We start from the raw sequence: 23669 nt of genomic DNA on the forward strand, positions 1-23669 counted from the left end.
TTTATATATAAGATTAATAGGGAGAGGAATTCGATAGAATGGAAAAAGCTTTAAAAATTAAACAAATAGTAGTCGTTTTAATAGCGATTGCCGCAGTAGCTATTGGGTATTACATGTTTCAATCAATTACTTCACCAGCAAAAGCTGTTGCGAAACAAGAAAATGTAGTGCAGCTTGCAAGTGAACAGCCGAAAGTTGAAATGAATAAAACGGCACCAAGTCGTTTTAATGGAAAAGAAAGAAAAGTTGCTTATCTTACATTTGACGATGGGCCAGGGAAATATACGGCCGAATTATTAAATACGCTAAAACAACATGATGCGAAGGCAACGTTCTTTTTAATTGGAGCAAATGTAAAAGAATTTCCTGATTTAGTGAAACGTGAAAATGCTGAGGGTCATTATGTAGGCATGCATAGTATGACACATAATTTCGCAAAGTTATATAAAAATGGCGAGTATGTAAATGAGATGAAAGAAGATCAAGGTTTAATCGCTAATATTATTGGGAAATCACCTAAATTAACACGTCCTCCGTATGGTTCGATGCCTGGATTGAATGAAGGTCTTCGAAATAAAGTGGTAGAAGGCGGATTTAAAGTATGGGATTGGACAATTGATTCATTAGATTGGAAATACAATAAAATGCCAGTTGATGCAGCTGCAGCACAAATTGCTCAAAACGTATTAACAAATGCAACAAAACCACAAGAAGTTATTTTAATGCATGATATTCACCCGCAATCAGTTGCTGCTGTGCCAGCAATTTTAAAGGGACTAAAAGAAAAAGGTTATGAGTTTGAAGCTTATCATGAAGAGAGTCACTTCCCAGTGAACTTTTGGCATGATAACCGTATGTAATGGAGGAATGAACGTTGAAGTATGGAAAAGTAGCAGTAGTTGGAGCATTATCAGTAGGACTTTTAACAGGTTGTTTCGGTGAAAAGCCAGAAGAAAATCTATATACAGCTTTTGAAACAGCAGCAACACAAGAAAAATCTTTAGTGGATGAAGCAAAAAAATTAGAGCAGTTAGAGAAAAAAGGACAAGAATTATATGCTCAAATTTTGCAAGAAGGTAAAGATCATAATGAAGCAGTTGTGAAGAAAATAGAGCAAGCTACTGCAAATGTAGATGATCGTGAAAAAGTATTAAAAAGTGAGAAAGAAATGCTAGAAAAAGCACAGAAGGAAACGAAATCTGTTCAAAGTAATATAGAGAAGATTGAAGATAAGAAGTTACAAAAACAAGCAAAAGCAGTAGAAGAGTCGTATAAGAATCGTTATGATGCATTCCAAAAAATGAATGAAAATTACACGAAAGTGTTAGCGACTGAAAAAGAACTGTATGAAAAATTAAAAGTAAAAGAAACGAAATTAAAAGAAATCGGTGAAAGAGTTAAAACTGTTAATGAATTAAATGTGGAAACACAAAAGTCGAAAGAGCAGTTTAACAAATTTACAAAAGAGTATAATGACAGTAAATTAGCATTCTACAAAGGTGCAGAAATTAAGATTAAAGATCAGAAATAAAGAAGAATCTAAAGTGTAATAAAAAGCCGGAGAAACATCGTTATAAATGTTTTTTCGGTTTTTTTACGTTAAATGAATAGAAAAGACTGGAATTGATATCATAAAAGAGTTATAGTGAGTTATTCTAAGGGAAACATTGTAAAGTAAGGAGAATGGAAATATGTCATATGAATTTTTACTCAAATTAGGTTTAGCACTCTTTTTAGGATTATTCATCGGGATAGATAGGCAGCTAAAGAATAAACCACTTGGTGTGAAAACAAGTATGGTTATTTCTGTAGCAAGTTGTTTAATTACGATGGTTTCAATTGAATCTGTGCATGTATATTCTGTTCCAGGACATACAAATATGGATCCGATGCGACTGGCTGCTCAAATTGTTAGTGGAATTGGTTTTCTTGGCGCAGGTGTCATTTTACGAAGAAGCAATGACGTTATTTCTGGATTAACAACAGCTTCTATGGTGTGGGCTGCTTCAGCTTTAGGAATCGCAATTGGTGCGGGATTTTATTTACAAGCGACAGTTGCTATGGTTTTAATTATTTTAGCGATTAATGTACTTCCGCAACTTGTGAAAATTGCAGGACCGTATTCATTAAGACAAAAGGATTTATCTATAAAAATTACTGTTAAAGAGCATCATGAGTTAGATGGTATATTTAAGCAAATTAAAAATTTAGGCATGCATGTGAAACGCGTGAAAATTAAAGATATAGATAGTGGAGCATTTCAGCAACTAGAGATGGTTATTTTAGCTCCAGAAGATTTATATACAACAGAGTTATATAGTTCCCTGAAAGAGATTGATCGAGTAGTTTCAGTTGAAGTGGAAAGTAGATAATTGTGATAAAAAAGAGTGAAGTGAATTCACTCTTTTTTATTTGGATTTTTAAGGAATGAAATTGATATAATGATGAGTAACAAGGGGGAGAAATGATGGGAATACATATTAGAAGAGCAATAAAGGATGATATACCAGGTATAGCAAAGGTGCATGTTGATAGTTGGAAAACAACTTATAAAGGTATATTTGCTGACGAAATTCTAGATAATATAGCATATGAGAAACGAGAAAAACAATGGGAAGATATTTTTCAAAAAGAAGGTAATCATCAATTTAGATTTGTAGCAGAGAATTTAAGTGGAGAAATAGTTGGATTCATCGATGGGGGAGTAGAAAGAACTGGCACATATAATTGTGATGGAGAATTATATGCAATCTACCTTTTACAAGAGTATCAAGGAATGAAAATAGGACAAAAGTTATTTCAAGCTTTATTATCGGATTGTATAAACAATAATATGCAATCACTTTTAGTTTGGATTGTTACGAATAATCCTTCTAAAAAGTTTTATGAAAAATTTAACCCTGAAAAAATTGATACGAAATTTTTAGAGAGAGTAAGGAGAGAAGAAACAGCGTATTGTTGGAGAGATTTGAATTTGTTACAAAAACAAACAGCTATATAGATTGATACATATAATAATATTATGTAAATATATCGTAGGGAAAGGTATACCTCATTTGGTGTACCTTTTTATTAATCCATCAAAAAATGGATTAATAAAAAATAGTAGGTAATTAGTTTGAAGGCAAGAATTTTTCTAGTGTACTTTTAACTAGATTAAAGAAAAGAAAGAAAAAAAGAAAAATTTAATTTCATAAAAAAATTCTGAAATATACTCTTGAATTGAATATCATTATCAATTAGAATCATAATTGATAACGATGTTCAATTATCAATTGTAATATGAAATTCTCATAGCGTTAATATAAAGAGGAGGACCAACATGCAGCATGCGAAACAAATCGCAGAACATGCAACATTACAAAGCTTTTTAAACTGTTATTTAAGAGAAACAGGGAGTGGAGAATGGATTACAGAGGATGAAAGAATGAAAAGTATCTTCAGTAATACGTTGAATAGAGATACAGTCCCCACATATTTATGTTGTCGGCTATCGGCACAGAACGTTACTTTGTATGGAGAAGTTATATATAAATCATCAACAGATCGCCATTTGTTTGGAGAACAATTTTATTATCAAATTGGAGATAGTAATTCTGTTATTACAGCAGATTACGTTACAGTTATTACGTTTTTAATAAAAGAGATGTCTATCAACTACGGAGAAGGAACGAATCCTGCGGAACTTATGCTTCGAGTTATCCGTAGTTGTCAAAATATTGAGGAATTTACAAAAGAGAGAATAGAAGATACATCCGCATTATACGGTTTTCATACAACTTTTATAGAAGCGGAGCAATCTTTATTATTTGGGCATTTAACTCATCCTACACCAAAGAGTAGACAGGGGATATTGGATTGGAAAAGTGCAATGTATTCTCCAGAATTAAAAGGAGAATGTCAGCTTCATTATTTTCGGGCACATAAAAGTATAGTAAATGAAAAATCATTATTATCAGATTCTACAACAATGATTATAAAAGAAGAATTAAGTAATGATGAGATGGTTAGTAAGGAATTTATAGCGAAGTACTGTAAGGAAGATCAATATGCATTAATTCCAATTCATCCGCTTCAGGCAGAATGGCTCTTGCATCAAGCTTACGTACAAGATTGGATAGTTCAAGAATTGCTTGAGTATATTGGTCCTGTAGGTAAGTATTATATGGCAACATCATCACTAAGGACGCTATATCATCCCGATTCGAAGTATATGCTTAAGTTTTCATTTCCGGTGAAAGTAACGAATTCAATGCGTATTAATAAACTGAAAGAACTTGAGAGTGGTCTTGAAGGGAAGGAAATGTTAAATACGGCTATTGGTGAAGTACGAGAAAGATTTCCAGGATTTGATTTTATTTGTGATCCAGCCTTTATTACATTAAATTATGGAACACAAGAATCTGGATTTGAAGTGATTATTCGCGAGAACCCTTTTTATAGTGAACATGCAAATGACGCAACATTAATTGCTGGACTAGTTCAAGACGCTATACCTGGAGAGCGTACGCGGTTATCGAATATTATTCATCGTCTAGCAGATTTAGAAAGTAAAAGCTGTGAAGAAGTAAGCTTAGAGTGGTTTAGACGATATATGAATATTTCTTTAAAGCCAATGGTATGGATGTATTTACAGTATGGTGTTGCATTAGAAGCTCATCAGCAAAATAGTGTTGTTCAGCTAAAAGATGGTTATCCGGTCAAATATTATTTCCGTGATAATCAAGGATTTTATTTCTGTAATTCAATGAAAGAGATGCTTAATAATGAATTAGCTGGTATTGGAGAACGTACTGGAAATTTATATGACGACTATATTGTGGATGAGAGATTTCGTTACTACTTAATTTTCAATCATATGTTTGGCCTCATTAATGGTTTTGGCACAGCAGGATTAATTAAGGAGGAAATTCTTCTTTCGGAATTAAGGTCTGTACTTGAATCATTCCTTCCATATAACCGGGAACCTTCTACATTTTTAAGAGAATTATTGGACGAAGATAAGTTAGCGTGTAAAGCAAATTTACTAACGAGATTTTTCGATGTCGATGAGTTAAGTAATCCATTAGAGCAAGCAATCTATGTGCAAGTACATAATCCACTCGTTAGAGAAGTGGCTGTTCGTTCATAAATAGAGTTAAAATTTCACGTAATACAAATAATGGTATTTTGTCATAAGGTGGAGGGTTTTATGAGAGTGGACATGTATCATACGAAAGTATTGAAGGCGCTCGAATCAGAAGATTACATTTCAGTACGAAGAAGAGTGCTACGTCAATTAGTAGAATCGTTAATTTATGAGGGGATTATTACACCGGTTCGCATAGAAAAAGAAGAACAAATTCTTTTTATAATACAAGGACATGATGAAGAAGACAAAAGTGTCACGTACAAATGCTATGGCAGGGAACGGATGACATTTGGACGTATTTCGTTAGACTCATTAATAGTAAGAGTCCAAGATGAACAGCAAGAAATACAATCTGTCTCGCAATTTCTAGAAGAAGTTTTTCGGGTTACTAGTGTAGAACAAGCTAAATTAGATTCTTTTATGCACGAATTAGAACAAACAATATTTAAAGACACGATTGCACAATATGAAAGAAATAATAAGAGAGAATACACTCAAAAATCTTACGATGAGTTTGAAAGTCAATTAATAGACGGCCATCCATATCACCCTAGTTATAAAGCACGTGTTGGATTTCAATATCGTGACAATTTTCAATATGGTTATGAATTTATGCAGCCAATAAAACTCATATGGATTGCAGCGCATAAGAATTATGCGGCTGTAGGTTATGAGAATGAAGTGATGTATAACAACCTTTTAAAAGAGGAGATTGGCGATCGTAAATTAGAAGAGTTTATGGAACGAATTCGTAATAAGGGATGTAATCCAAAACAGTACGTGTTTATACCTGTTCACCCATGGCAGTGGGAGAATTTCATCATTTCAAATTATGCGGATCATATACAGGGTAAATTTATTATTTATTTAGGAACATCAGAGGACGATTATTGCGCGCAACAGTCAATGAGAACGTTAAGAAATATTAGTAGTCCAAAGAAACCGTACGTTAAGTTATCGATGAATTTACTCAACACTTCAACACTTCGTACGCTGAAACCATACTCTGTTGTGAGTGCACCAGTAATATCAAATTGGTTAAATGATGTTGTAAGTAATGACGCCTATTTAATGGATGAAGCACGTTTAATCTTGTTAAGTGAGTTTTCAAGTGTAACGTATGACACGAATAAGAAAGCTATATATGGTTCATTAGGATGTATTTGGCGCGAAAGCGTTCATAAGTATTTAGATGCACAAGAGGATGCAATTCCTTTTAATGGTTTATACGCTAAAGAGAAAGATGGTACACCAATTATTGATGCGTGGTTGAATAAATATGGAATGAAGGATTGGCTACAATTACTTATTCAAAAAGCGATAATACCAGTTATACATCTTGTTGTAGAGCATGGCATCGCACTGGAATCACATGGACAAAATATGATTCTAGTTCATAAAGAAGGGGTGCCTGTTCGTATTGCGTTAAAGGATTTTCATGAAGGGCTTGAGTTTTATCGTCCATATTTGAAAGAAGTTGACAAATGTCCCGACTTTACTAAAATGCATAAAACATATGCGAATGGAAAAATGAATGATTTCTTTGAAATGGATGGCATTGAATGTTTGCAAGAGATGGTGTTAGATGCACTATTCCTGTTTAATTTAGGAGAATTAGCATTCGTACTTGCGGATGAATATGGATTGAAAGAAGAACATTTTTGGATGATGGTTGTTGAAGAAATTGAAAATCATTTAAGAATATATCCACATTTGAAAGGTAGATTTGAAAATATTCAATTATATGCACCTACATTCTATGCTGAACAATTAACGAAACGTCGATTATATATGGATGTGGAATCGCTTGTTCATGAAGTTCCAAATCCATTGTATAGAGTAAGACAACTTATGAAACAAAAATCAGCTGTTACAGGGGGAAATTATGCTAATCATTAATAAACAAGAGTATAGCAAAAGTGATTTTGAATTGAGATTACAAGTTTATGAGGAAATGGAACAATTTCAAGAAGCAGAAGGAAATAGATTTGCACTTTGTCTGAAAGATCCATTCGATATTATTACGCTTGTGTTTTTCTTAAAAGAAAAGAAATCATCAGTATTACTTATACATGAAGATACGCCAAACGAAACGGCTATTGAAATGGCAAAGCGTGCAAATTGTGTAGGAGTTTTATATGGAGAATATGGCGATTTTACAAAATTAGAAGTAGAGAACTTTTTACTAGAAGAGCCTTCTTTATTGCAATATAGTTCGGGAACTACGGGAGAACCGAAACTGATTCGTAGAGCATGGACGGAAGTTGATACAGAAATTACTGCCTATAATGAAGCTTTAAACTGTGAAGTAGATGAAGTGCCAATCGTTATGGCTCCTGTTTCACATTCATACGGACTAATATGTGGTACGTTATCAGCAATTACGAGGGGGAGCAAGCCTGTAATCATTACGAACAAAAATCCTAAATTCGCATTAAATATAGTTCGCAATACAGAAAAACATATTATATATGCAGTACCACTTATGTTACACATTATGGGGAGTTTTCCATTAGGAACGTTCCAGTTTCATAAAATTATGACATCAGGATCGCCTTTGCCAGAAGCACTATTTTATAAACTAAAAAAAATGACAACATATATGATGCAGCAATACGGTTGTTCTGAAGCAGGTTGTATTAGTATATGTCATGATATGAAGAGCCATTTAGATTTAGGAAACCCTCTACCTCATGCGAGTATAAGCATAGGTTCAGATGAAAATGCACCGGAAGAAATCGTCGTGAAAATGAATGATAAGGAAATTTTCACGAAAGATTTAGGTTATAAATCTGAGCGTGGCATTCATTTTATGGGGCGTATGGACGATGTAATTAATGTTTCAGGATTAAAAGTCTTTCCTATAGAGGTAGAAGAAACGATGCTTCGATTGGAAGGTGTTCAAGAGGCAATTGTATATCGTGGGAAACATCCTGTGATGGGCGAAATAGTTAAAGCGAAAGTGATCTCTCATGTTGATCCAGTACAAATAAGAGAATGGTGTATTCGGCACTTACCTTCTTATAAAGTTCCGCATGAAATTGAAAGTGTAAATGAAATTCCTAAAAATAAAACTGGAAAAGTAAGTAGAAAGTTACTAGAGATGGGAGAGGTTACAACATGAGACGGGAAGCGTTAAAGAATGCCGTATTAAAAATTATGATAGAAAAAATGGAACTGAAAAATGTAACGCATTTAGAAGAAACGATGCGCTTAAATCAAGATTTATATATAGATTCGGTAATGATGTTACAGCTTATTGTATACATAGAAATGGATGTAAAGTTATGCGTTCCAGAGGATGAGGTAGATCCAAAGGCATTTCTTACTGTAGGATCTTTGCTTGATTTTATGGAGGAGTTACAGCCGTTACAGGAAGTAAATGTGAATAACTAACCTTTAGGAAAGTGGATGAGAGTATGACTTCAATTAAAGTGCACTGTTTAGTGAGTTGTTTTTGTGAAATTATAAAAAGGCGTAGCGACATTGATTTTCGTCCATTTTATTTTGGACTATGGGATGGAGATTTTGATATAACAGAAGGCGGAATTATTTCATATCACTCTGAAAACATTAACCATGATCATTATTTACTTTGGTTTGAAAAATTGTACGGTATTAAAGTAAACGAATGGTATGATCATGCAAAAGATAAAGATAGCAATGTAGAAACGTTTTTAGAATTAGTAGAAAACAAGCCGGAAAATCGTTATGTCATTGTAATGGTTGATATGTCTCTATTACCAGAGAGGGAAAATAAATTTCATCAAAAACCGTTTCCACATTATTTAATGATATCAAAAACAGAGAAAGAAGAAGAGTGGTTCATGCTAGATCCTGATTTTCGTTGGGAAGGAAATATGGAAAGAGAAAAAGTACTTCACTCTATTCAAGATAACCCATTTGGTGGAGGTTATTTCATTGATATAGAAGGAATTGGGGAGCCAACGCAAGAAACAGTAGCTAATTATTTCACAGAAACATTCAAAAAGAACGACAATGAACTGACTATGGAACTGAAAAATTTAATTGTAAAAATGGCAAATGAGGAAGAAGGATATGCGCTTTCTGGACTTGTAGCAGCAGTAAAACAAATACCAGTACTTGCAATTCGTAAATATAGTTATGAGCATGCCTTTGCATACTTCCGTGAAACGTTGCAATATTCGGAGCAAGAATTTGATTATTGGTGTGATCGGGTAGAGGATATTGTACAAGGATTTACAAATGTACAGTATCGTGCAATTAAAATGGCAATGACGAATAATAAAGGTATGCTAGTATCGATTATTGAAAAACTGGATGAAATGAATGCAATTGAACTGCAAATTAAGAAGGAATTAGAGAGACAGTTTCTATCATGGAAAGGTATGAAAACAAATCAATCTGTCGCAACTCTTTAATAAGCTAACTGAATTTAAGATAGGGGAGTTTAATACTATGAAATATTCGCTATGTACCATTTCATTTCGTCATCAATTAATTTCATTTACTGATATTGTTCAATTTGCATATGAAAACGGTTTTGAAGGAATTGAATTATGGGGGACGCATGCACAAAATTTGTACATGCAAGAACGTGAAACGACAGAACGAGAATTGAATTTTCTAAAGGATAAAAACTTAGAAATTACGATGATAAGTGATTACTTAGATATATCATTATCAGCAGATTTTGAAAAAACGATAGAGAAAAGTGGACAACTTGTAGTACTAGCTAATTGGTTTAATACGAATAAAATTCGCACGTTTGCTGGGCAAAAAGGGAGCAATGACTTCTCGGAACAAGAGAGAAAAGAGTATGTGAAGCGAATACGTAAGATTTGTGATGTGTTTGCTCAGCACAATATGTATGTGCTGTTAGAAACACATCCCAATACACTAACGGACACATTGCCTTCTACTATAGAACTATTAGAAGAAGTAAATCATCCGAATTTAAAAATAAATCTTGATTTTCTTCATATATGGGAGTCTGGCGCAGATCCAATAGACAGTTTCCAGCGATTAAAGCCGTGGACACTACATTACCATTTTAAGAATATATCTTCAGCGGATTATTTGCATGTGTTTGAACCTAATAATGTATATGCTGCAGCAGGAAGTCGTATTGGTATGGTTCCGTTATTTGAAGGTATTGTAAATTATGATGAGATTATTCAGGAAGTGAGAGGTACGGATCTTTTTGCTTCCTTAGAATGGTTTGGACATAATTCAAAAGAGATATTAAAAGAAGAAATGAAAGTATTAATAAATAGAAAATTAGAAGTAGTAACTTCGTAATGTGAAATGATGTTAGAGTCTCGTTTTAGAGGCTCTTTTTTTATGGTAAGAAATAACCAAAAATTTCCATGTATTTTAATTTGAATTTAACACAATTTATATATAAATAAGGAGGTGATTGGTAATGGCTAGAAATCGTAATTCTAATCAATTAGCATCACATGGAGCACAAGCAGCTTTAGATCAAATGAAGTATGAAATTGCACAAGAGTTCGGTGTACAACTTGGAGCTGATACTTCTTCACGTGCAAACGGTTCTGTAGGCGGTGAAATCACAAAACGCCTAGTAGCGATGGCAGAACAACAGCTTGGTGGCGGATATACTCGCTAAATGTAGAAGGTTATAGGAGAAAGGAAGGATTCTTCCTTTCTTTTTTTTTTTCAATTAATTGGTATGAATATATTGCGAACAGAATTCAAAGAATAGAAGTAATACTATATTTTACCCAATTTCTTTTGTTGTGAATGGGAAGTATTAAAGATGTAATAGCCCTGGTGGAATGAAAATTATGTTCCAGCAGGGCTATTATATGGTAAGAAATATATGATGAAAGGTTCCGAAATCAACATGTTAAAAAAAGAAAACTGTTGTTTAATTGCGCTTGCATCAGTTCCACTTGTCATGACATTAGGGAATTCAATGCTCATTCCAATCTTGCCGACAATTGAAAAGAAATTACATATTTCATCGTTTCAAGTATCCATGATTATTACAATTTACTCTATCGTAGCCATTTTACTTATACCGATTGCTGGTTATTTATCAGATAGATGGGGACGAAAGATGGTAATGGTTCCGAGTTTGCTGATTGCGGCTATAGGAGGAGCGATAACTGGTTGGGTATCTTGGAAAGTTGATAATCCCTACACTTGGATATTAATCGGTAGAGCGATTCAAGGTATTGGTGCTGCTGGTGCAATGCCGGTTGTTATACCGTGTGTTGGTGATTTATACAAAGACGAAAAACAAGTTAGTACAGGCTTGGGAATCATTGAGACATCCAATACATTTGGAAAAGTGCTGAGCCCTATTTTAGGATCTGCTCTTGCTGCCATTGTATGGTTCTTACCATTTTGGGCGATTCCAGTTTTATGTGTCATATCAATTGTTTTGTTACTTGTTCTAGTAAAGGCAAAGAAACAAGAAGGAGAAGTACCACCACTTAAAGAGTTTATAAAATCTATTCTGTCTACGTTTCGAGAAAAAGGAAGATGGTTAATTGCCATTTTTGCATTAGGTGCAATTATTATGCTTATTTTATTCGGAATTCTCTTTTATTTGTCGACTATACTGGAATCAAAGTATGACATTCATGGTATATGGAAAGGGTGTGTGCTTGCTATCCCGTTACTTGTACTGTCACTTAGTTCATATATGGCCGGTAAAAAAATTGGAGATAATCAAAATGTTATGAAGAAGTGTATTTATATTGGTTTTTTAATGGCAGCTGCATCAGTCATCATTCCTTTATTTATAAAAGGGATTTATTTACTACTTCTTTGTCTCGTTATTATGGGGATAGGAATTGGTATGGCACTCCCATGTTTAGATGCCCTCATTACACAAGGAATTGAAAAGGAGCAAAGGGGAACGGTTACGTCATTTTATAGTTCAATGCGATTTATCGGTGTAGCAGCTGGACCACCTTTATATTCTTTTTTCATGAAAGGGGCGGACCATGAAGTGTTTTATTTGACAAGTATTTTCGCTGCCATTGGTGCTGTCATAGCAATCATTTGGATTAAACCAGCAAAAGATGCAAAGAAGGTAAAACAGAAACCGGAACCTACTTCATAATTTGTAAGAGAATTGCATGATGTTTTTAGTAACATGCAATTCTCTTTCGTTCATTAAGAATAAATAACTTGTTTTAACATATAAAGCGCGACACCCCATATGATGAGACCAGAAAATTTATTTAATAATAAAATTGTCTTTCCGGTTGAGTCTATTCTTTTTAGAAATTTCCCCGCTAAAGCTAAGCTTATAAACCAAATCCAAGAAACGATAATAGTTGTAAGTGTGAAAGCCCATTTTTCACTTCCTATGTATTGAATAGAATTTGTTCCAATTACACCGATTGTGTCTAAAATAGCATGTGGATTTAATAACGAAACGGATGCTGCGAAAAGAATTTGCTTTTTTAAGGGCATACTTTTTTCTTGTTTTACATCGTTGGAAGGGTTACTTCTCCAAATAACAAAGCCCATGTATAGGAGAAAGAAAAATCCAATTATATATAACGAGTTAGTTAGCCAAGAAAAAGTAAGGAGTACAAGGGAGACACCTTGCACTGCAATCAATATGAGTAACGTATCACATATAGAGGCAGTTAATACTACGGGTGCTGCCCTCAAAATGTTTGGTTGGCTCGCACCTTGGTTGAAGACAAAAACATTTTGTACACCTAATGGAATGATAAGTCCAAATGCAAGAATGATACCATGAATAATTGCTTCACTCATCATATTACCTCCTATTTTAATTCATTATGATAGTGTATATTGTATAGAAGAAATGAAAATTTGTATCCATCCATATGGTTGGGGAGGTTACCAACCAAAAAGAATATAAGGTGATATAATGGAAAGATTCGTTTGGAAACCGAATATGTCTCTAGCGACTCCTCTGTATAAACAAATAGAAACGTATATAAAAGAAAGGATCGTTAATGGAGAATGGACCGTTGGAACGAAATTACCTTCACAAAGAGATTTGGCACATACATTTGGTGTGAATCGAAGCACAATTGTAATGGCTTTCGATGAACTAGTTGCGAAGGGATATATTGAAGGGAATGGCAGGAAAGGAACAATTGTTGTAAATAATAATGAGAATGCTTCACCTTACGCACCCCCGCCTAATTGGCAGTCTTATGTAGAAACAGGACTTCATTATCCGAATCTCCCAGCTATTCAGGAGATTAATCAAGCTGAATTTTATCCACATGTAATCCGATTAGGAACAGGTGAGCTCGCGCCAAGTCTCTTACCTGAGAAAAAGATGAAAGAAATTATGAATAAGCTTTTAAAGTCAAATGTGACGCTTGGGTATGAAGAGCCGAAAGGAAATCTGTATTTAAGGGAAAAGATTTCCGAATACTTACAGGGGCATGGTGTATATGTATCTCCTGCCTCTATATTAATTGTTTCAGGAGCGATTCAAGCGCTGCAACTTATTTCTATGGGTCTTCTTTCGAAAGGGGCATCAATCTTATTAGAGAAACCATCCTATTTATATTCGCTTAATGTTTTTCAATCAGCAGGAGTACGTTTAATTGGAATCCCAATGGATGAAAGCGGGTTACATACATCATATATTAAGAAATATAAGAAGCAGTTCAATGCCTCTATTTTATATACAATCCCGTCTTTTCATAATCCGACGAATTTTAGTATGAATACTAAGAAGCGAAAAGAAATAATGGAAGTATGTAATGAAATTGGATTACCTATTATAGAGGACGCAGTGTATCAAGACTTATGGTTTGATGCACCTAGTTCGAAACCTTTAAAAGCCTATGATAAAAATGGAATTGTACTACATATTGGAAGCATGTCCAAAGTAATTAGTCCAGGTTTAAGAATTGGATGGATTGTTGGACCCGAGCCAGTAATTCAAAGATTGTCAGACATAAAAATGCAAACAGATTATGGTTCAAGCACTATATCCCAGCAAATTGCAGCAGAGTGGTTTACAAATGGTCTATATGATGAGCATTTGCGATTTGTAAGAAGTGAATTGAAAAAACGAAGAGATTTTATGTTACTAATGTTAGATAAATATCTTCGTGAAATAGCAACTTGGCATGAACCAACAGGTGGGTTTTATATATGGGTACATATAAAAGTACCCATTTCATATCGCAGTTTATTTGATAAAGCTCTGCACGAAAAGGTTTTATTAAACCCAGGTACTTTATATGATAGAAGTGCAAATCAATTTTTGCGCCTATCGTATTCATACGCAACGTTAGAAGAAATTGAAATAGGTATAAAAAAACTTGCACAACTAATGAAAAAGTAAGAGGAGAAAGTAATGAAACAATATGTAATTTGCCAAATTATCAATGGAGAGAAATATTTAGCTGCTTATGCGGAGACGAAGGAGGAAGCAATTGAAAAAGCAGAATTGTTAGGATTACGAACGGGAAATCGATACACAGTTATTACTGCAGAGGAAGCAGAAGGGTTAACGTATCCTTAAACAACGTATAATAATGATGCAGAAAGTAAATAAGCCTAGTAATATATTATTACTAGGCTTATTTTTTTGAAAGCGTTACGTGTTCTCGTATGAAAAGCAATAGTATTATGAGTCAAGTTGACGGAAGTAACGATTTGATTTTCTATCCTGCTTTCCGTTTCTATAGTCATCAATATATTGTCTGAAGTTCCACGATTGTAAAAACTTATTTGCGGCATTATAACCAGAATTGTATAGCCACTCTTTTTCTTCCTTTGTTAAGTCGAAGTTTGTACTAGTAATAGCCCCTGTTGGAATTGTAATTGTTCTTGCTTTTGATTCCTTGTCTAAATGACGTAAATCATGAGCTTGCATCATTGTTTTAAATAGTCCTTTGAACATGGAAATAGGCTCGTTATAGTGAGCAGGATCAGCTTGAATCTCATCTTTTACAAAATGAAATCCGAAAGTCGGCCAGCGAGGAGCGGTAGGTGAATCGAAGATCCAAATTGGATAATTACTTAGAATTCCTCCATCAACCATATAACAAGGCTGCTTCCATTTTGGAGTTCTCCATTTTACGGGTTCAAAGAAGAAGGGGATTGTACTACTCATTCTTACCGCTTTAGCGATAGAGAAGCGATAATTTAAAAATCCGTAGTTTGGTAAGTCGTCAGGAAAGACAACCATTTTACCATTACTAATATCAGAGGCGATGATTTTGAGTTTGTTTAGATCCGGTAAATCAGTAAATAAATGAATACCTTTTTTTCGAAGCAATTCTTCAATCCATTCTTCTATAAATGCATTAGAGTATATACCTAGAGTAGTCCATGCACTTAGCCCCTTACCGATAAAAGGAATTCTATCAATAAAAGTTTTTTTCATAAATTTATTATAATCAATATCAGTTATAATCGTTTTTAACTCTGAACAAGAATATCCTGCCGCTACAAGTGCTGCAATAATCGAACCAGCCGATGTACCAGCTACACGTTCCCATTCATAACCTTTTTCGGCTAACGCGCAAATTGCCCCAACATGCGCAATACCGCGCACACCGCCTCCTTCAAAAACACCATCAATCTTCATTAAACATACTTCCTTTCAAATAAAAGATTTGGAAATGGCAAAAAAGCACGTATTGTACGTGCTTTTTTACAATGGTTTTTAAGTTTACTAGCAGCCTACAAAGCCGCCCCAACAGCTAGCTCCGATGATGATTAGAAGGATAAATAAAACGATTAATAAAGCGAAACCTCCGTAACCACAACCGCCGCCACCGTATCCGTAACCACAGCAACTATATCCGTAACCCATGTGGAATTCCTCCTTATATTTAAAAATGAACGAGGGGAAAATGTACTGGAAGAATTAAAGAATTATCGTGTTTGTAGGAACAATGTATAGTATGCTTTTTTAAACTTGTTCGCGTACGAAGGATAAGCCCGTTTTTTGGAGGCTTGTTGATTTTGTAAAGAATGAAGTATAATCTTTGTACTATGATATAAATAAGTATGTAAATGTAAGGAGAATTTATGAATAAAAAAATTGAAGTATTAATTGATAAATATGAACTAACACACTTGAAAGAGGAACTTATTAATACTGTATTTCCTTGTATAAAAGTTGTGCCAAAGCAGCAGGAAACTGTTGCGATAGGTAGTTCGAAAATGGGAGGAGTTCCTGATTTACCAGCTTTATTTGAATATCCAAAGCATAAAGGAAATCCACTACAATTTATCGCGCAATTTAACTTAAGTGATTTACAAAACGTTGGTATGGATCACAATCTTCCTAAGACGGGGATGCTGTATTTCTTTTGCATCGAAAATTATTTTGAAGAAAATGTGAATCTAACAGAGGCTGGGCGTGTACTTTATTATGATGTTCCTGTAGAGCAATTACGAAGAGAAAATGAAGTACAAGCGAAATATAACCAGTGTGCAATTACTTTTGAACTGACATACAAATTACCAGAGCTTTTCATTGAAGATGAGGCTGATTCAGATCGTTTCTTGCAATTACTTGAAGAGCTAATTCCGGATAACTACGATAACCATCAAATGTTTGGTGAGCCATTCTCTGTACAAGAGGAAGTGTTATATGAGACAGGAGAATATATGGGAGTAGACCCACAGCAAATGACTCTTTTATTCCAAATTGATTCAGATCATAAAAATTGTAATATGGTTTGGGGAGAACTAGGGATGCTATATTTCTGTATTAGTAATGAAGATTTGAAAAATCAACGTTTTGAAAATACATGCTGCGTATTACAAACTTGCTAATGAAAAAAGGTTGTTCTTTTAAAAAGAACAACCTTTTTATGTGAATTAATTAATATGCATAATCTCATATGACCTATACGAAAAAGTATTGTATACTCTGAAACTATACGATACTTTTTCGTATAGTTATAGAATGTAAGGAGTGACAAGATGGGAAAGACAAGTAAGTATGTGACAGCTGCCGCACTTTGTTCAACTATAGTAATGGGAGGCTTACAAGCGTCATCTGTATCTTATGCAGCTACAAATCCGACTACAGTGACAGCACAATCAGATGTAAAGTTATTAGATGATTTCAGAAAAGAATTAAAAAAACAGATTGATAATCGAGAAGAAAATATTACAATCACATATAAAACAAAAGATAGAAATGCTAGAAATATTATGGATCAATTGTATGGTGAGTTTAATAAAATTGTAGATGCTGATGAGTATGTAAAATATAATGTAGCGTCTACTAGATATTCTATTAAAGGAATGCCAGGGGACTATACGTTTACACTGCAAGTAAAATACCGTGAATCAAAAGAACAAACTCAATATGTAAAAGCTCAGGCGAAATCAATTGTTGGATCAATTGTAAAACCAGGGATGGATGAGCATGAGAAAGTAAAAGCTATTCACGATTACGTTGTTAAGCATGTGTCTTATGATACGTCTTATCAAGCGTATACAGCATATGAAGCATTAGCGAATCGTTCTGCCGTTTGCCAAGGATATACATTATTAACGTATGAGTTGTTAAAAGAGGCAGGTATTCAAAATCATATTGTAACAGGCACAGGAAACGGACAAGCTCACGCGTGGAATTTAGTGAACATTGAAAACAAATGGTATCACCTAGATACTACATTTGATGATCCAGTACCAGATAAAGCAGGGCGTGTAACTTACTCATATTTTAACATGTCTGACGAACAGTTAAGTAAAGATCACGACTGGGATCGTAGTAAATATCCAGCAGCAACTACAAGTTATTTTGGTGAATTAACAAATAAAATAAAAGCTGGTAGCTCAAAAACTGTCGTATATGAGCAAATGTTAAAAGAAACAAATTTACAATACTTATCTGCAGAATACGGAGCAGAAAATTATAATGAATTTAAGAAAAAGTTACAGCAACAGTTTGCAGCCAAACCAGAAAAAGTAGAAGTACGATATAAGCAGTCCATGGATGGAACGATGCAAGATATAAAGAAAGTATTAAATGAAATAAATTGGCCAAAAGGTGCAAAGCGTGTGTCTTATCAAGTAGCACCTTATAGTGCATTAGCGGGTTATTCATTAGCGACAATTACATTTACGTATTAAGCAATGAGAAAGAGCATCTGTAAAAGATGCTCTTTTTATATTTGTTGATCACTTTAAAATATTGAGAATTATGTGATAAAATAAAAAGGAGAGGATGTGAATGCGGAATGAACTTGTTTGAAAGTAATATATTTACATTGATATATACTTGTTTAGTAATCGGACTTATCGTTTTGTTTTTCATATCATTTACTTTGTTTATTAGAAGAGTATTACAAAGCAGTGCTGCAAAGAAACACCACGTGATTAATATGAACCAGAAGCTAGATCGAATTATTGAATTGCTTGAAAAAGATAAGAAATAGCGATAGAAGAAGTATGAAAAGGGGAAAGAGAATGGCCAATTATATAAAAGAATTACGTGAAAAAGTAGGACATGATTATGTTTTCTTAAACTTTGCCGGTGGTTGTGTATTTAATAAAGAAGGAGAAGTATTACTGCAAAAAAGAGGAGACTTTAACGCTTGGGGATTTCCAGGTGGCGCAATGGAGATAGGGGAATCAGCTGCGGAAACTGCAATCCGAGAAATAAAAGAAGAAACCGGGTATGATGTAGAAATAAATGAGCTTATTGGAGTGTATACAAAATATTTTCAATCATATCCAAATGGAGACAAGGCCCAGTCAATTGTGATGTTCTTTTCATTCTCAATAGTTGGAGGTGACAAAAAAGTAGATGGTGATGAAACGTTGGATTTGAAGTTTTTCCCGTTAGACGACATGCCACCGTTATTTTGTAAACAACATGAAGATTGCCTGCAAGATTTATTGGAGAAAAGAGTAGGGGTATATCGTTAACATATAAAAAAGAAGCTAAATGAAGATTAGCTTCTTTTTGATGTTTAATTTATTTCCACCAATCATCAAACATTGACGCTGGTACTTGTCTTTTATGCTCACTCACTGTGTAACGTTTTTCAATTTTCTCTGCAACGTCAGCTGGAACTGCTTTACCTTCTAAATAATCATCTAATTGATTATAAGTAATACCTAACTCTGTTTCATCAGCTTGACCTGGTTTTTCATCTAATAAATCAGCTGTTGGCATTTTTAAGTACAGTCGCTCGTCTGCACCTAACTCTTGTAATAATGCACGTCCTTGGCGCTTCGTTAATCCCGTTAATGGTAATAAATCTGCACCACCATCTCCGAATTTTGTAAAGAACCCTGTTACAGCTTCTGCAGCGTGATCTGTTCCGATAACAAGTAGCCCTTTTTGTCCACCAATTGCATATTGAGTAACCATACGGATACGTGCTTTCACGTTACCCTTATTGAAATCTGTTAATGATTCACCCAATAAGTTTTCATATTGATTTGAAAAAGCATCAACAGTTGAAGCAATATCAAATGCAACAGATTGATCTGCTTGAATGAATTGTAATGCTAATTGTGCATCATCTTCATCTTTTTGTACTTTATAAGGAAGACGCACGGCGATAAACGTTGCATTACCACCTTCGTTACGAATTTCTTCAACTGCAAGTTGTGCTAAGCGTCCTGCTAATGTAGAGTCTTGTCCGCCGCTAATACCAAGTACAAATCCTTTTGCACCTGTTTTTTTTACATAATCCTTTAAGAAATCAACTCGTTTACGAATTTCAATTTTTGGATCAATTACAGGCTGAACATGTAATGCTTTCATAATCTGTTCTTGTAATGTCATTATGTTTCCTCCTATTCATATTAAAGCGGTAATTAAGTTTATATGTATAATGGTACATACTTCTATCCTTTATTATTTCGCAAAATTAACGAATATACAATAGGATGTGTGTATGAATATGAATGTAGTCATTATAAATAAAGTACTACGTATAAGCAATTTTTTTAAACCTTTCAAAAATGTAAGGTTTTTGTCATTTGAATCGATGGAAGGTATTTCCGCACTTTACTAATATAAAAACATAGATAGTAGAAGGGCGGAGAAGTAATATGAACATTAGAGAACTAGCATATCGGAATGTAACCCGAAATAGACGGACATACTCAGCCTATTTTTTGAGTAGTGCATTTGCAATTATGGCCTTTTTTGTGTATTCATTTTTTGCGTTTCATCCGGCATTAAGTGCAGGAGAATTAGGTCAGTACGTATTCGTAAGTATGTCTTTTGCACAGTCTATTATTTACTTATTTACATTCTTCTTTATTTTATATTCGATGGGAATGTTTTTAAAAACGAGAAAGCATGAACTAGGAATTTTAATGATGCTAGGTATGACGAAATATCAATTAAAGCGTCTGATCTTTTTTGAAAATATTATGATTGGAATAGGGGCAATTATTTTTGGTATTATTTCAGGTATGTTATTTTCAGGGGTATTACTATTTGTCGCTCCGATGATATTGAAACTAGATATCTCCTTATCCTATTACATACCGATGAAAGCAATTGTTGTAACGAGTATTATGTTTTTTATTTTATTTATGATCATATCATTGTTTAGTGCAGGAATGATTCGTAAAAATAAAATTATGAAGTTGTTTAGAGGGTCAGCAGAGGCAAAACCGGAACCGAAAGCATCAATCATTTCTTCAATATTAGCAGTAGTATTGCTTAGTGCTGGCTATGTAGGAGCTCTTCTATCGCATGGCGCAATGGTATTTATTATGATGATTCCTGTTACAACGGTAGTTATTATTGGGACGTATTTGTTGTACAAGCAGCTGAGTGTCTTTATTATTCGATTATGTAAAAAAAGTAAACGTTTCTATTGGACACAGACTAATATTATTACGTTATCAGATTTAGCGTATCGCATGAGAGATAACGCAAGAATGTTCTTTATTGTAACCATTATTTCTACTGTAGCATTTTCCGCAATAGGGACATTAGTTGGCTTCGCATCCATGACGAAAGGGATAATGGAGAGACCGATTTCGTTTCATTACCATTCTAAGCAAGGGAATAGTAACGAATCACAGCATATACAAATGATTGACAAAGGATTAAAGAAACATAGTATAGCAGCTTCAAAAACTAATATTTCGACAAAGAAAACGGAGGAACAGTCGTTAAGAAGCGCCATTTTTATAAAAGAATCAGACTATAAGAAATATGCAAAGTTAACAGAAGAACCATTTAATACTGTAGCAAATAAAGAAGTTGTATTTTTGTCAGCTAATATACCAGGGCCAACGATGAAAGAAAGAAAAGAAATTACTTTACCTAATATGAATGAAAATTTAAAAGTGAAAAAAGTTACTTCATCTTCATTGGGGAAAATATTAAGAGGAAATGTTTATGTAATCTCTAATAATCAATATGATTCATTACAAGATGGGTTTATAGAGACAAAAGATTATATGTATAAAACTGAAAGAACGAAAGATGAGATTGAAATTGGTAAAGAGCTTACGCATCAAATTAAACCGTATCAAGAATATTCAACGTTTAGTGCGGAAGAGTACGAGCAAAACCAAAGTTTACAAATTGCAGGACCGATTTTATTTGTAGGTTTCTTTATTGGTATAGTATTTTTCGTTTGCGCAGGAAGTTTCCTTTACTTCCGTTTATTCTCCGATTTGGAGGATGATGTTCGTTTGTTCGAAATGATTCGTAAAGTTGGATTGACAAGTAGGGAATTATCGAAGGTAGTTACAATTCGATTGGCGCTTTTATTCTTCGTTCCAATTGGTGTTGCAACATTACATGGAGCAGTAGCCTTAACGGCGTTAGGGCAAATGTTTGAGTACTCATTGTTTAAAGAAAATACAGTTGTATTAAGTGTTTTCATAGGTATTCAAGTTGTATACTTCTTACTTATAAGATCCCGTTATGTAAAACAATTGAAAGAGAGATTACGTATGCATTAAATGTGTTTTTTTAACTCGAGTACAAAATTTTCTAAAAAGAGGCAAGTATTGTCAAAAAGTGATAAAATGGAAAAAGCGAGGCGAAAAAATTAATAGAGAGTAAGGGGGGAGAAATATGAAAGCAACAGGAGTTATTCGAAAAGTAGACGAATTAGGACGAATTGTTATCCCTAAAGAATTACGCGATGTATTGGGAATACAAATTAAATCACCGCTTGAAATTTTTGTAGAAGCAGATAAAATCATTTTACAAAAATATCAACCTTACAATGCTTGCCAAATCACAGGTGATGTTTCAGGGCAGAATATTACATTAGCAAATGGAAATATTACAGTTGGGATAGAGGGAGCGGAATATTTAGTAAAAGAAATAGAAAAGTTTTTAAACAAGAGTGAGGTTTAGTCTTAATTTATATTATTTTTCAAATACATATCATTCTTTTAAAAGACTGTAAGAGGACCATTAATTGGTCCTCTTATTTTGGTTATTAGTTGAACGACCCGGGTTGTTACTTCCTACAAATCATAGGGAAAATAAAAAAGTATTATAGAGGTAGTAAATGATGTTGAGAAATATTTGAAAAGAAGGAAAACAAAAAGAATAAAACGAATGTTACATTTACACGTATTCAAAAGTGGTCTGAAATGAAAATAATACATTTTCAGGAGGGATTACGATGAGTAGTACAGTGAATAAACAAAAAGGTATACAATTGATTCCGTTTACCGTAAATAAGGTGGTAGAACAAGTAAATGAAATTCCACCAGGTGTACAACTGATTCACGCTCCGCAAGTATGGGAAAAGAGTGTGAAGGGGCAAGATGTAGTCGTTGCCGTATTAGATACAGGGTGTGATACTAATCATATAGATTTAAAGGATCGTATTATCGGCGGAAGAAATTTCACAAAAGATTATGAAGCTGATCCAAATGTGTATCTTGATAATAACGGACATGGTACTCATGTTGCGGGAACGATTGCCGCGACTGAAAATGGTGTCGGTGTATTAGGAGTTGCACCACTTGCTAAAATGTTAGTATTAAAAGTTTTAGCGGGAGATGGTTCTGGGAGTTATGAGCAAATTATTGAGGCAATTCATTATGCTGTAAATTGGAGAGGGCCGAATCAAGAGAAAGTGGGAATTATTTCAATGTCACTTGGTGGTCCGCAAGATGTTCCAGAATTACATGAAGCAATTCAAAATGCGGTAAAGCAAGATGTTCTCGTTGTATGTGCTGCTGGAAATAATGGAGATTGCGATGATGAAACAGAGGAACTAGACTTTCCGGGTGCGTACTCCGAGGTAATTGAAGTTGGTGCTGTTAATTTAGAGCGGAAGATTGCATGTTTTAGTAATTCAAATCAAGAAATTGATCTAGTAGCGCCAGGTGATGAAATATTATCTACGTATCCAGAAGGAAAATATGCTGTGTTAAGTGGAACTTCCATGGCGACGCCGCATGTTGCTGGAGCGCTCGCCTTGCTCATTAAACAGTGTGAGAAAGAATACGGTCGAAAGTTATCGGAGCCGGAAATATATGCACAACTCATTAAAAGAACTGTACCTTTAGGGTACGAACGTACATCTGAAGGGAATGGATTAATAGATTTATTAAAAGAATAGCCATATTAAAAAAACATCTCATATGA

Annotated in this window: 25 protein-coding genes; 21 read left to right on the forward strand and 4 right to left on the reverse strand. The window is 34.1% G+C overall.

All coding sequences use genetic code 11. The annotated features are described in order from the left end of the window. Positions 1–38: 38 nt before the first annotated feature. From CGQ22_RS16285 to bcbE, 12 genes are all read left to right on the forward strand, one after another. Positions 39–860, forward strand: a complete 822-nt coding sequence (locus CGQ22_RS16285) for a peptidoglycan-N-acetylglucosamine deacetylase (RefSeq protein ID WP_000409482.1) — start codon at positions 39–41, stop codon at positions 858–860. Between the two features lie 14 nt (positions 861–874). Then, the gene (locus CGQ22_RS16290) at positions 875–1531 is read left to right on the forward strand and encodes a YkyA family protein (protein WP_074594072.1); all 657 of its coding nucleotides are present in this window, start codon (positions 875–877) and stop codon (positions 1529–1531) included. Between the two features lie 160 nt (positions 1532–1691). Further along, positions 1692–2372: an MgtC/SapB family protein gene (locus tag CGQ22_RS16295; protein ID WP_000119510.1), complete on the forward strand. Its 681-nt coding sequence runs from the start codon at positions 1692–1694 to the stop codon at positions 2370–2372. A 92-nt stretch (positions 2373–2464) separates the two neighbouring features. Further along, the gene (locus CGQ22_RS16300; protein WP_003300898.1) at positions 2465–3001 is read left to right on the forward strand and encodes a GNAT family N-acetyltransferase; all 537 of its coding nucleotides are present in this window, start codon (positions 2465–2467) and stop codon (positions 2999–3001) included. Positions 3002–3322: 321 nt separating this feature from the next. After that, the gene (locus CGQ22_RS16305; protein ID WP_046945375.1) at positions 3323–5131 is read left to right on the forward strand and encodes an IucA/IucC family protein; all 1809 of its coding nucleotides are present in this window, start codon (positions 3323–3325) and stop codon (positions 5129–5131) included. Between the two features lie 60 nt (positions 5132–5191). After that, positions 5192–7030 (forward strand): IucA/IucC family protein, encoded by a 1839-nt coding sequence (locus CGQ22_RS16310; RefSeq protein WP_139032736.1) that lies wholly within the window; start codon positions 5192–5194, stop codon positions 7028–7030. After that, on the forward strand, positions 7017–8255 hold the full coding sequence (locus CGQ22_RS16315; protein ID WP_000905504.1) for an AMP-binding protein: 1239 nt from the start codon (positions 7017–7019) through the stop codon (positions 8253–8255). The genes CGQ22_RS16310 and CGQ22_RS16315 overlap by 14 nt, the downstream gene beginning before the upstream one ends. Continuing rightward, positions 8252–8527 carry a petrobactin biosynthesis protein AsbD gene (gene asbD, locus CGQ22_RS16320; RefSeq protein ID WP_001250562.1) on the forward strand — a complete coding sequence of 92 codons (276 nt, stop codon included), beginning with the start codon at positions 8252–8254 and terminating at the stop codon, positions 8525–8527. Before CGQ22_RS16315 ends, asbD begins: the two co-directional genes overlap by 4 nt. 23 nt (positions 8528–8550) lie before the next feature. After that, positions 8551–9534, forward strand: a complete 984-nt coding sequence (locus CGQ22_RS16325; RefSeq protein ID WP_000200703.1) for a DUF6005 family protein — start codon at positions 8551–8553, stop codon at positions 9532–9534. 37 nt (positions 9535–9571) lie between these two features. Further along, positions 9572–10414 carry a sugar phosphate isomerase/epimerase family protein gene (locus tag CGQ22_RS16330; protein WP_061884077.1) on the forward strand — a complete coding sequence of 281 codons (843 nt, stop codon included), beginning with the start codon at positions 9572–9574 and terminating at the stop codon, positions 10412–10414. 124 nt (positions 10415–10538) lie between these two features. Continuing rightward, positions 10539–10745, forward strand: a complete 207-nt coding sequence (locus tag CGQ22_RS16335; protein WP_000113545.1) for an alpha/beta-type small acid-soluble spore protein — start codon at positions 10539–10541, stop codon at positions 10743–10745. Positions 10746–10982: 237 nt separating this feature from the next. Then, the gene (gene bcbE, locus CGQ22_RS16340) at positions 10983–12212 is read left to right on the forward strand and encodes a bacillibactin exporter BcbE (protein ID WP_002181649.1); all 1230 of its coding nucleotides are present in this window, start codon (positions 10983–10985) and stop codon (positions 12210–12212) included. Positions 12213–12265: 53 nt separating this feature from the next. On the opposite strand, the gene CGQ22_RS16345 is transcribed toward bcbE, so the two are convergent. Continuing rightward, positions 12266–12880 carry a LysE/ArgO family amino acid transporter gene (locus tag CGQ22_RS16345; RefSeq protein WP_089148988.1) on the reverse strand — a complete coding sequence of 205 codons (615 nt, stop codon included), beginning with the start codon at positions 12878–12880 and terminating at the stop codon, positions 12266–12268. A gap of 118 nt (positions 12881–12998) precedes the next feature. Here CGQ22_RS16345 and CGQ22_RS16350 point away from each other — a divergent pair, with 118 nt between their 5' ends. Together CGQ22_RS16350 and CGQ22_RS16355 are read left to right on the forward strand one after the other, a co-directional pair. Next, a complete protein-coding gene (locus CGQ22_RS16350; RefSeq protein WP_089148989.1) occupies positions 12999–14441 on the forward strand; it encodes an aminotransferase-like domain-containing protein in 1443 nt (480 codons plus the stop codon). A 12-nt stretch (positions 14442–14453) separates the two neighbouring features. Continuing rightward, positions 14454–14621 (forward strand): DUF3933 family protein, encoded by a 168-nt coding sequence (locus CGQ22_RS16355; protein WP_000816377.1) that lies wholly within the window; start codon positions 14454–14456, stop codon positions 14619–14621. 105 nt (positions 14622–14726) lie between these two features. Here CGQ22_RS16355 and CGQ22_RS16360 read toward each other — a convergent pair whose 3' ends face one another. Further along, positions 14727–15692 carry a patatin-like phospholipase family protein gene (locus tag CGQ22_RS16360; RefSeq protein ID WP_000686821.1) on the reverse strand — a complete coding sequence of 322 codons (966 nt, stop codon included), beginning with the start codon at positions 15690–15692 and terminating at the stop codon, positions 14727–14729. An 87-nt stretch (positions 15693–15779) separates the two neighbouring features. Beyond that, entirely contained in the window at positions 15780–15920 is a 141-nt protein-coding gene (locus CGQ22_RS16365; RefSeq protein ID WP_000540419.1) for a YjcZ family sporulation protein, read from the reverse strand. A gap of 218 nt (positions 15921–16138) precedes the next feature. On the opposite strand from CGQ22_RS16365, the gene CGQ22_RS16370 reads away from it, so the two are divergent. The 4 genes from CGQ22_RS16370 to CGQ22_RS16385 all read left to right on the forward strand — a co-directional run bounded on the left by CGQ22_RS16370 (position 16139) and on the right by CGQ22_RS16385 (position 19000). Then, positions 16139–16891, forward strand: coding sequence for a YwqG family protein (locus CGQ22_RS16370; RefSeq protein ID WP_001034839.1), 753 nt, complete (start codon positions 16139–16141; stop codon positions 16889–16891). Positions 16892–17041: 150 nt separating this feature from the next. Continuing rightward, positions 17042–18202, forward strand: coding sequence for a transglutaminase domain-containing protein (locus tag CGQ22_RS16375; RefSeq protein ID WP_000520860.1), 1161 nt, complete (start codon positions 17042–17044; stop codon positions 18200–18202). Positions 18203–18309: 107 nt separating this feature from the next. Continuing rightward, complete coding sequence (locus CGQ22_RS16380; protein ID WP_001048102.1) at positions 18310–18507, forward strand: DUF4083 domain-containing protein; 198 nt, start codon at positions 18310–18312, stop codon at positions 18505–18507. 31 nt (positions 18508–18538) lie between these two features. Further along, a complete protein-coding gene (locus CGQ22_RS16385; RefSeq protein WP_000024999.1) occupies positions 18539–19000 on the forward strand; it encodes an NUDIX hydrolase in 462 nt (153 codons plus the stop codon). A 49-nt stretch (positions 19001–19049) separates the two neighbouring features. Here CGQ22_RS16385 and nadE read toward each other — a convergent pair whose 3' ends face one another. Beyond that, entirely contained in the window at positions 19050–19868 is an 819-nt protein-coding gene (nadE, locus tag CGQ22_RS16390) for an ammonia-dependent NAD(+) synthetase (protein WP_046945370.1), read from the reverse strand. A gap of 269 nt (positions 19869–20137) precedes the next feature. On the opposite strand from nadE, the gene CGQ22_RS16395 reads away from it, so the two are divergent. The 3 genes from CGQ22_RS16395 to CGQ22_RS16405 all read left to right on the forward strand — a co-directional run bounded on the left by CGQ22_RS16395 (position 20138) and on the right by CGQ22_RS16405 (position 23643). Continuing rightward, positions 20138–22018, forward strand: a complete 1881-nt coding sequence (locus CGQ22_RS16395) for an ABC transporter permease (protein WP_001025968.1) — start codon at positions 20138–20140, stop codon at positions 22016–22018. A gap of 115 nt (positions 22019–22133) precedes the next feature. Then, on the forward strand, positions 22134–22421 hold the full coding sequence (locus tag CGQ22_RS16400) for an AbrB/MazE/SpoVT family DNA-binding domain-containing protein (protein ID WP_000648325.1): 288 nt from the start codon (positions 22134–22136) through the stop codon (positions 22419–22421). Between the two features lie 274 nt (positions 22422–22695). Further along, positions 22696–23643 carry a serine protease gene (locus tag CGQ22_RS16405; protein WP_000099754.1) on the forward strand — a complete coding sequence of 316 codons (948 nt, stop codon included), beginning with the start codon at positions 22696–22698 and terminating at the stop codon, positions 23641–23643. Positions 23644–23669 lie beyond the last annotated feature (26 nt).

It is taken from the genome of Bacillus sp. M13(2017) (assembly GCF_002218325.1).
GTDB lineage: Bacteria > Bacillota > Bacilli > Bacillales > Bacillaceae_G > Bacillus_A > Bacillus_A thuringiensis_K.

Coding starts and splice junctions, on each gene's coding strand:
- CGQ22_RS16285 (WP_000409482.1), top strand. CDS start 39: ATGGAAAAAGCTTTAAAAATTAAACAAATAGTAGTCGTTTTAATAGCG.
- CGQ22_RS16295 (WP_000119510.1), top strand. CDS start 1,692: ATGTCATATGAATTTTTACTCAAATTAGGTTTAGCACTCTTTTTAGGA.
- CGQ22_RS16300 (WP_003300898.1), top strand. CDS start 2,465: ATGATGGGAATACATATTAGAAGAGCAATAAAGGATGATATACCAGGT.
- CGQ22_RS16305 (WP_046945375.1), top strand. CDS start 3,323: ATGCAGCATGCGAAACAAATCGCAGAACATGCAACATTACAAAGCTTT.
- CGQ22_RS16310 (WP_139032736.1), top strand. CDS start 5,192: ATGAGAGTGGACATGTATCATACGAAAGTATTGAAGGCGCTCGAATCA.
- CGQ22_RS16315 (WP_000905504.1), top strand. CDS start 7,017: ATGCTAATCATTAATAAACAAGAGTATAGCAAAAGTGATTTTGAATTG.
- asbD (WP_001250562.1), top strand. CDS start 8,252: ATGAGACGGGAAGCGTTAAAGAATGCCGTATTAAAAATTATGATAGAA.
- CGQ22_RS16325 (WP_000200703.1), top strand. CDS start 8,551: ATGACTTCAATTAAAGTGCACTGTTTAGTGAGTTGTTTTTGTGAAATT.
- CGQ22_RS16330 (WP_061884077.1), top strand. CDS start 9,572: ATGAAATATTCGCTATGTACCATTTCATTTCGTCATCAATTAATTTCA.
- CGQ22_RS16335 (WP_000113545.1), top strand. CDS start 10,539: ATGGCTAGAAATCGTAATTCTAATCAATTAGCATCACATGGAGCACAA.
- bcbE (WP_002181649.1), top strand. CDS start 10,983: ATGTTAAAAAAAGAAAACTGTTGTTTAATTGCGCTTGCATCAGTTCCA.
- CGQ22_RS16345 (WP_089148988.1), bottom strand. CDS start 12,880: ATGAGTGAAGCAATTATTCATGGTATCATTCTTGCATTTGGACTTATC.
- CGQ22_RS16350 (WP_089148989.1), top strand. CDS start 12,999: ATGGAAAGATTCGTTTGGAAACCGAATATGTCTCTAGCGACTCCTCTG.
- CGQ22_RS16355 (WP_000816377.1), top strand. CDS start 14,454: ATGAAACAATATGTAATTTGCCAAATTATCAATGGAGAGAAATATTTA.
- CGQ22_RS16360 (WP_000686821.1), bottom strand. CDS start 15,692: ATGAAGATTGATGGTGTTTTTGAAGGAGGCGGTGTGCGCGGTATTGCG.
- CGQ22_RS16365 (WP_000540419.1), bottom strand. CDS start 15,920: ATGGGTTACGGATATAGTTGCTGTGGTTACGGATACGGTGGCGGCGGT.
- CGQ22_RS16370 (WP_001034839.1), top strand. CDS start 16,139: ATGAATAAAAAAATTGAAGTATTAATTGATAAATATGAACTAACACAC.
- CGQ22_RS16375 (WP_000520860.1), top strand. CDS start 17,042: ATGGGAAAGACAAGTAAGTATGTGACAGCTGCCGCACTTTGTTCAACT.
- CGQ22_RS16380 (WP_001048102.1), top strand. CDS start 18,310: ATGAACTTGTTTGAAAGTAATATATTTACATTGATATATACTTGTTTA.
- CGQ22_RS16385 (WP_000024999.1), top strand. CDS start 18,539: ATGGCCAATTATATAAAAGAATTACGTGAAAAAGTAGGACATGATTAT.
- nadE (WP_046945370.1), bottom strand. CDS start 19,868: ATGACATTACAAGAACAGATTATGAAAGCATTACATGTTCAGCCTGTA.
- CGQ22_RS16395 (WP_001025968.1), top strand. CDS start 20,138: ATGAACATTAGAGAACTAGCATATCGGAATGTAACCCGAAATAGACGG.
- CGQ22_RS16400 (WP_000648325.1), top strand. CDS start 22,134: ATGAAAGCAACAGGAGTTATTCGAAAAGTAGACGAATTAGGACGAATT.
- CGQ22_RS16405 (WP_000099754.1), top strand. CDS start 22,696: ATGAGTAGTACAGTGAATAAACAAAAAGGTATACAATTGATTCCGTTT.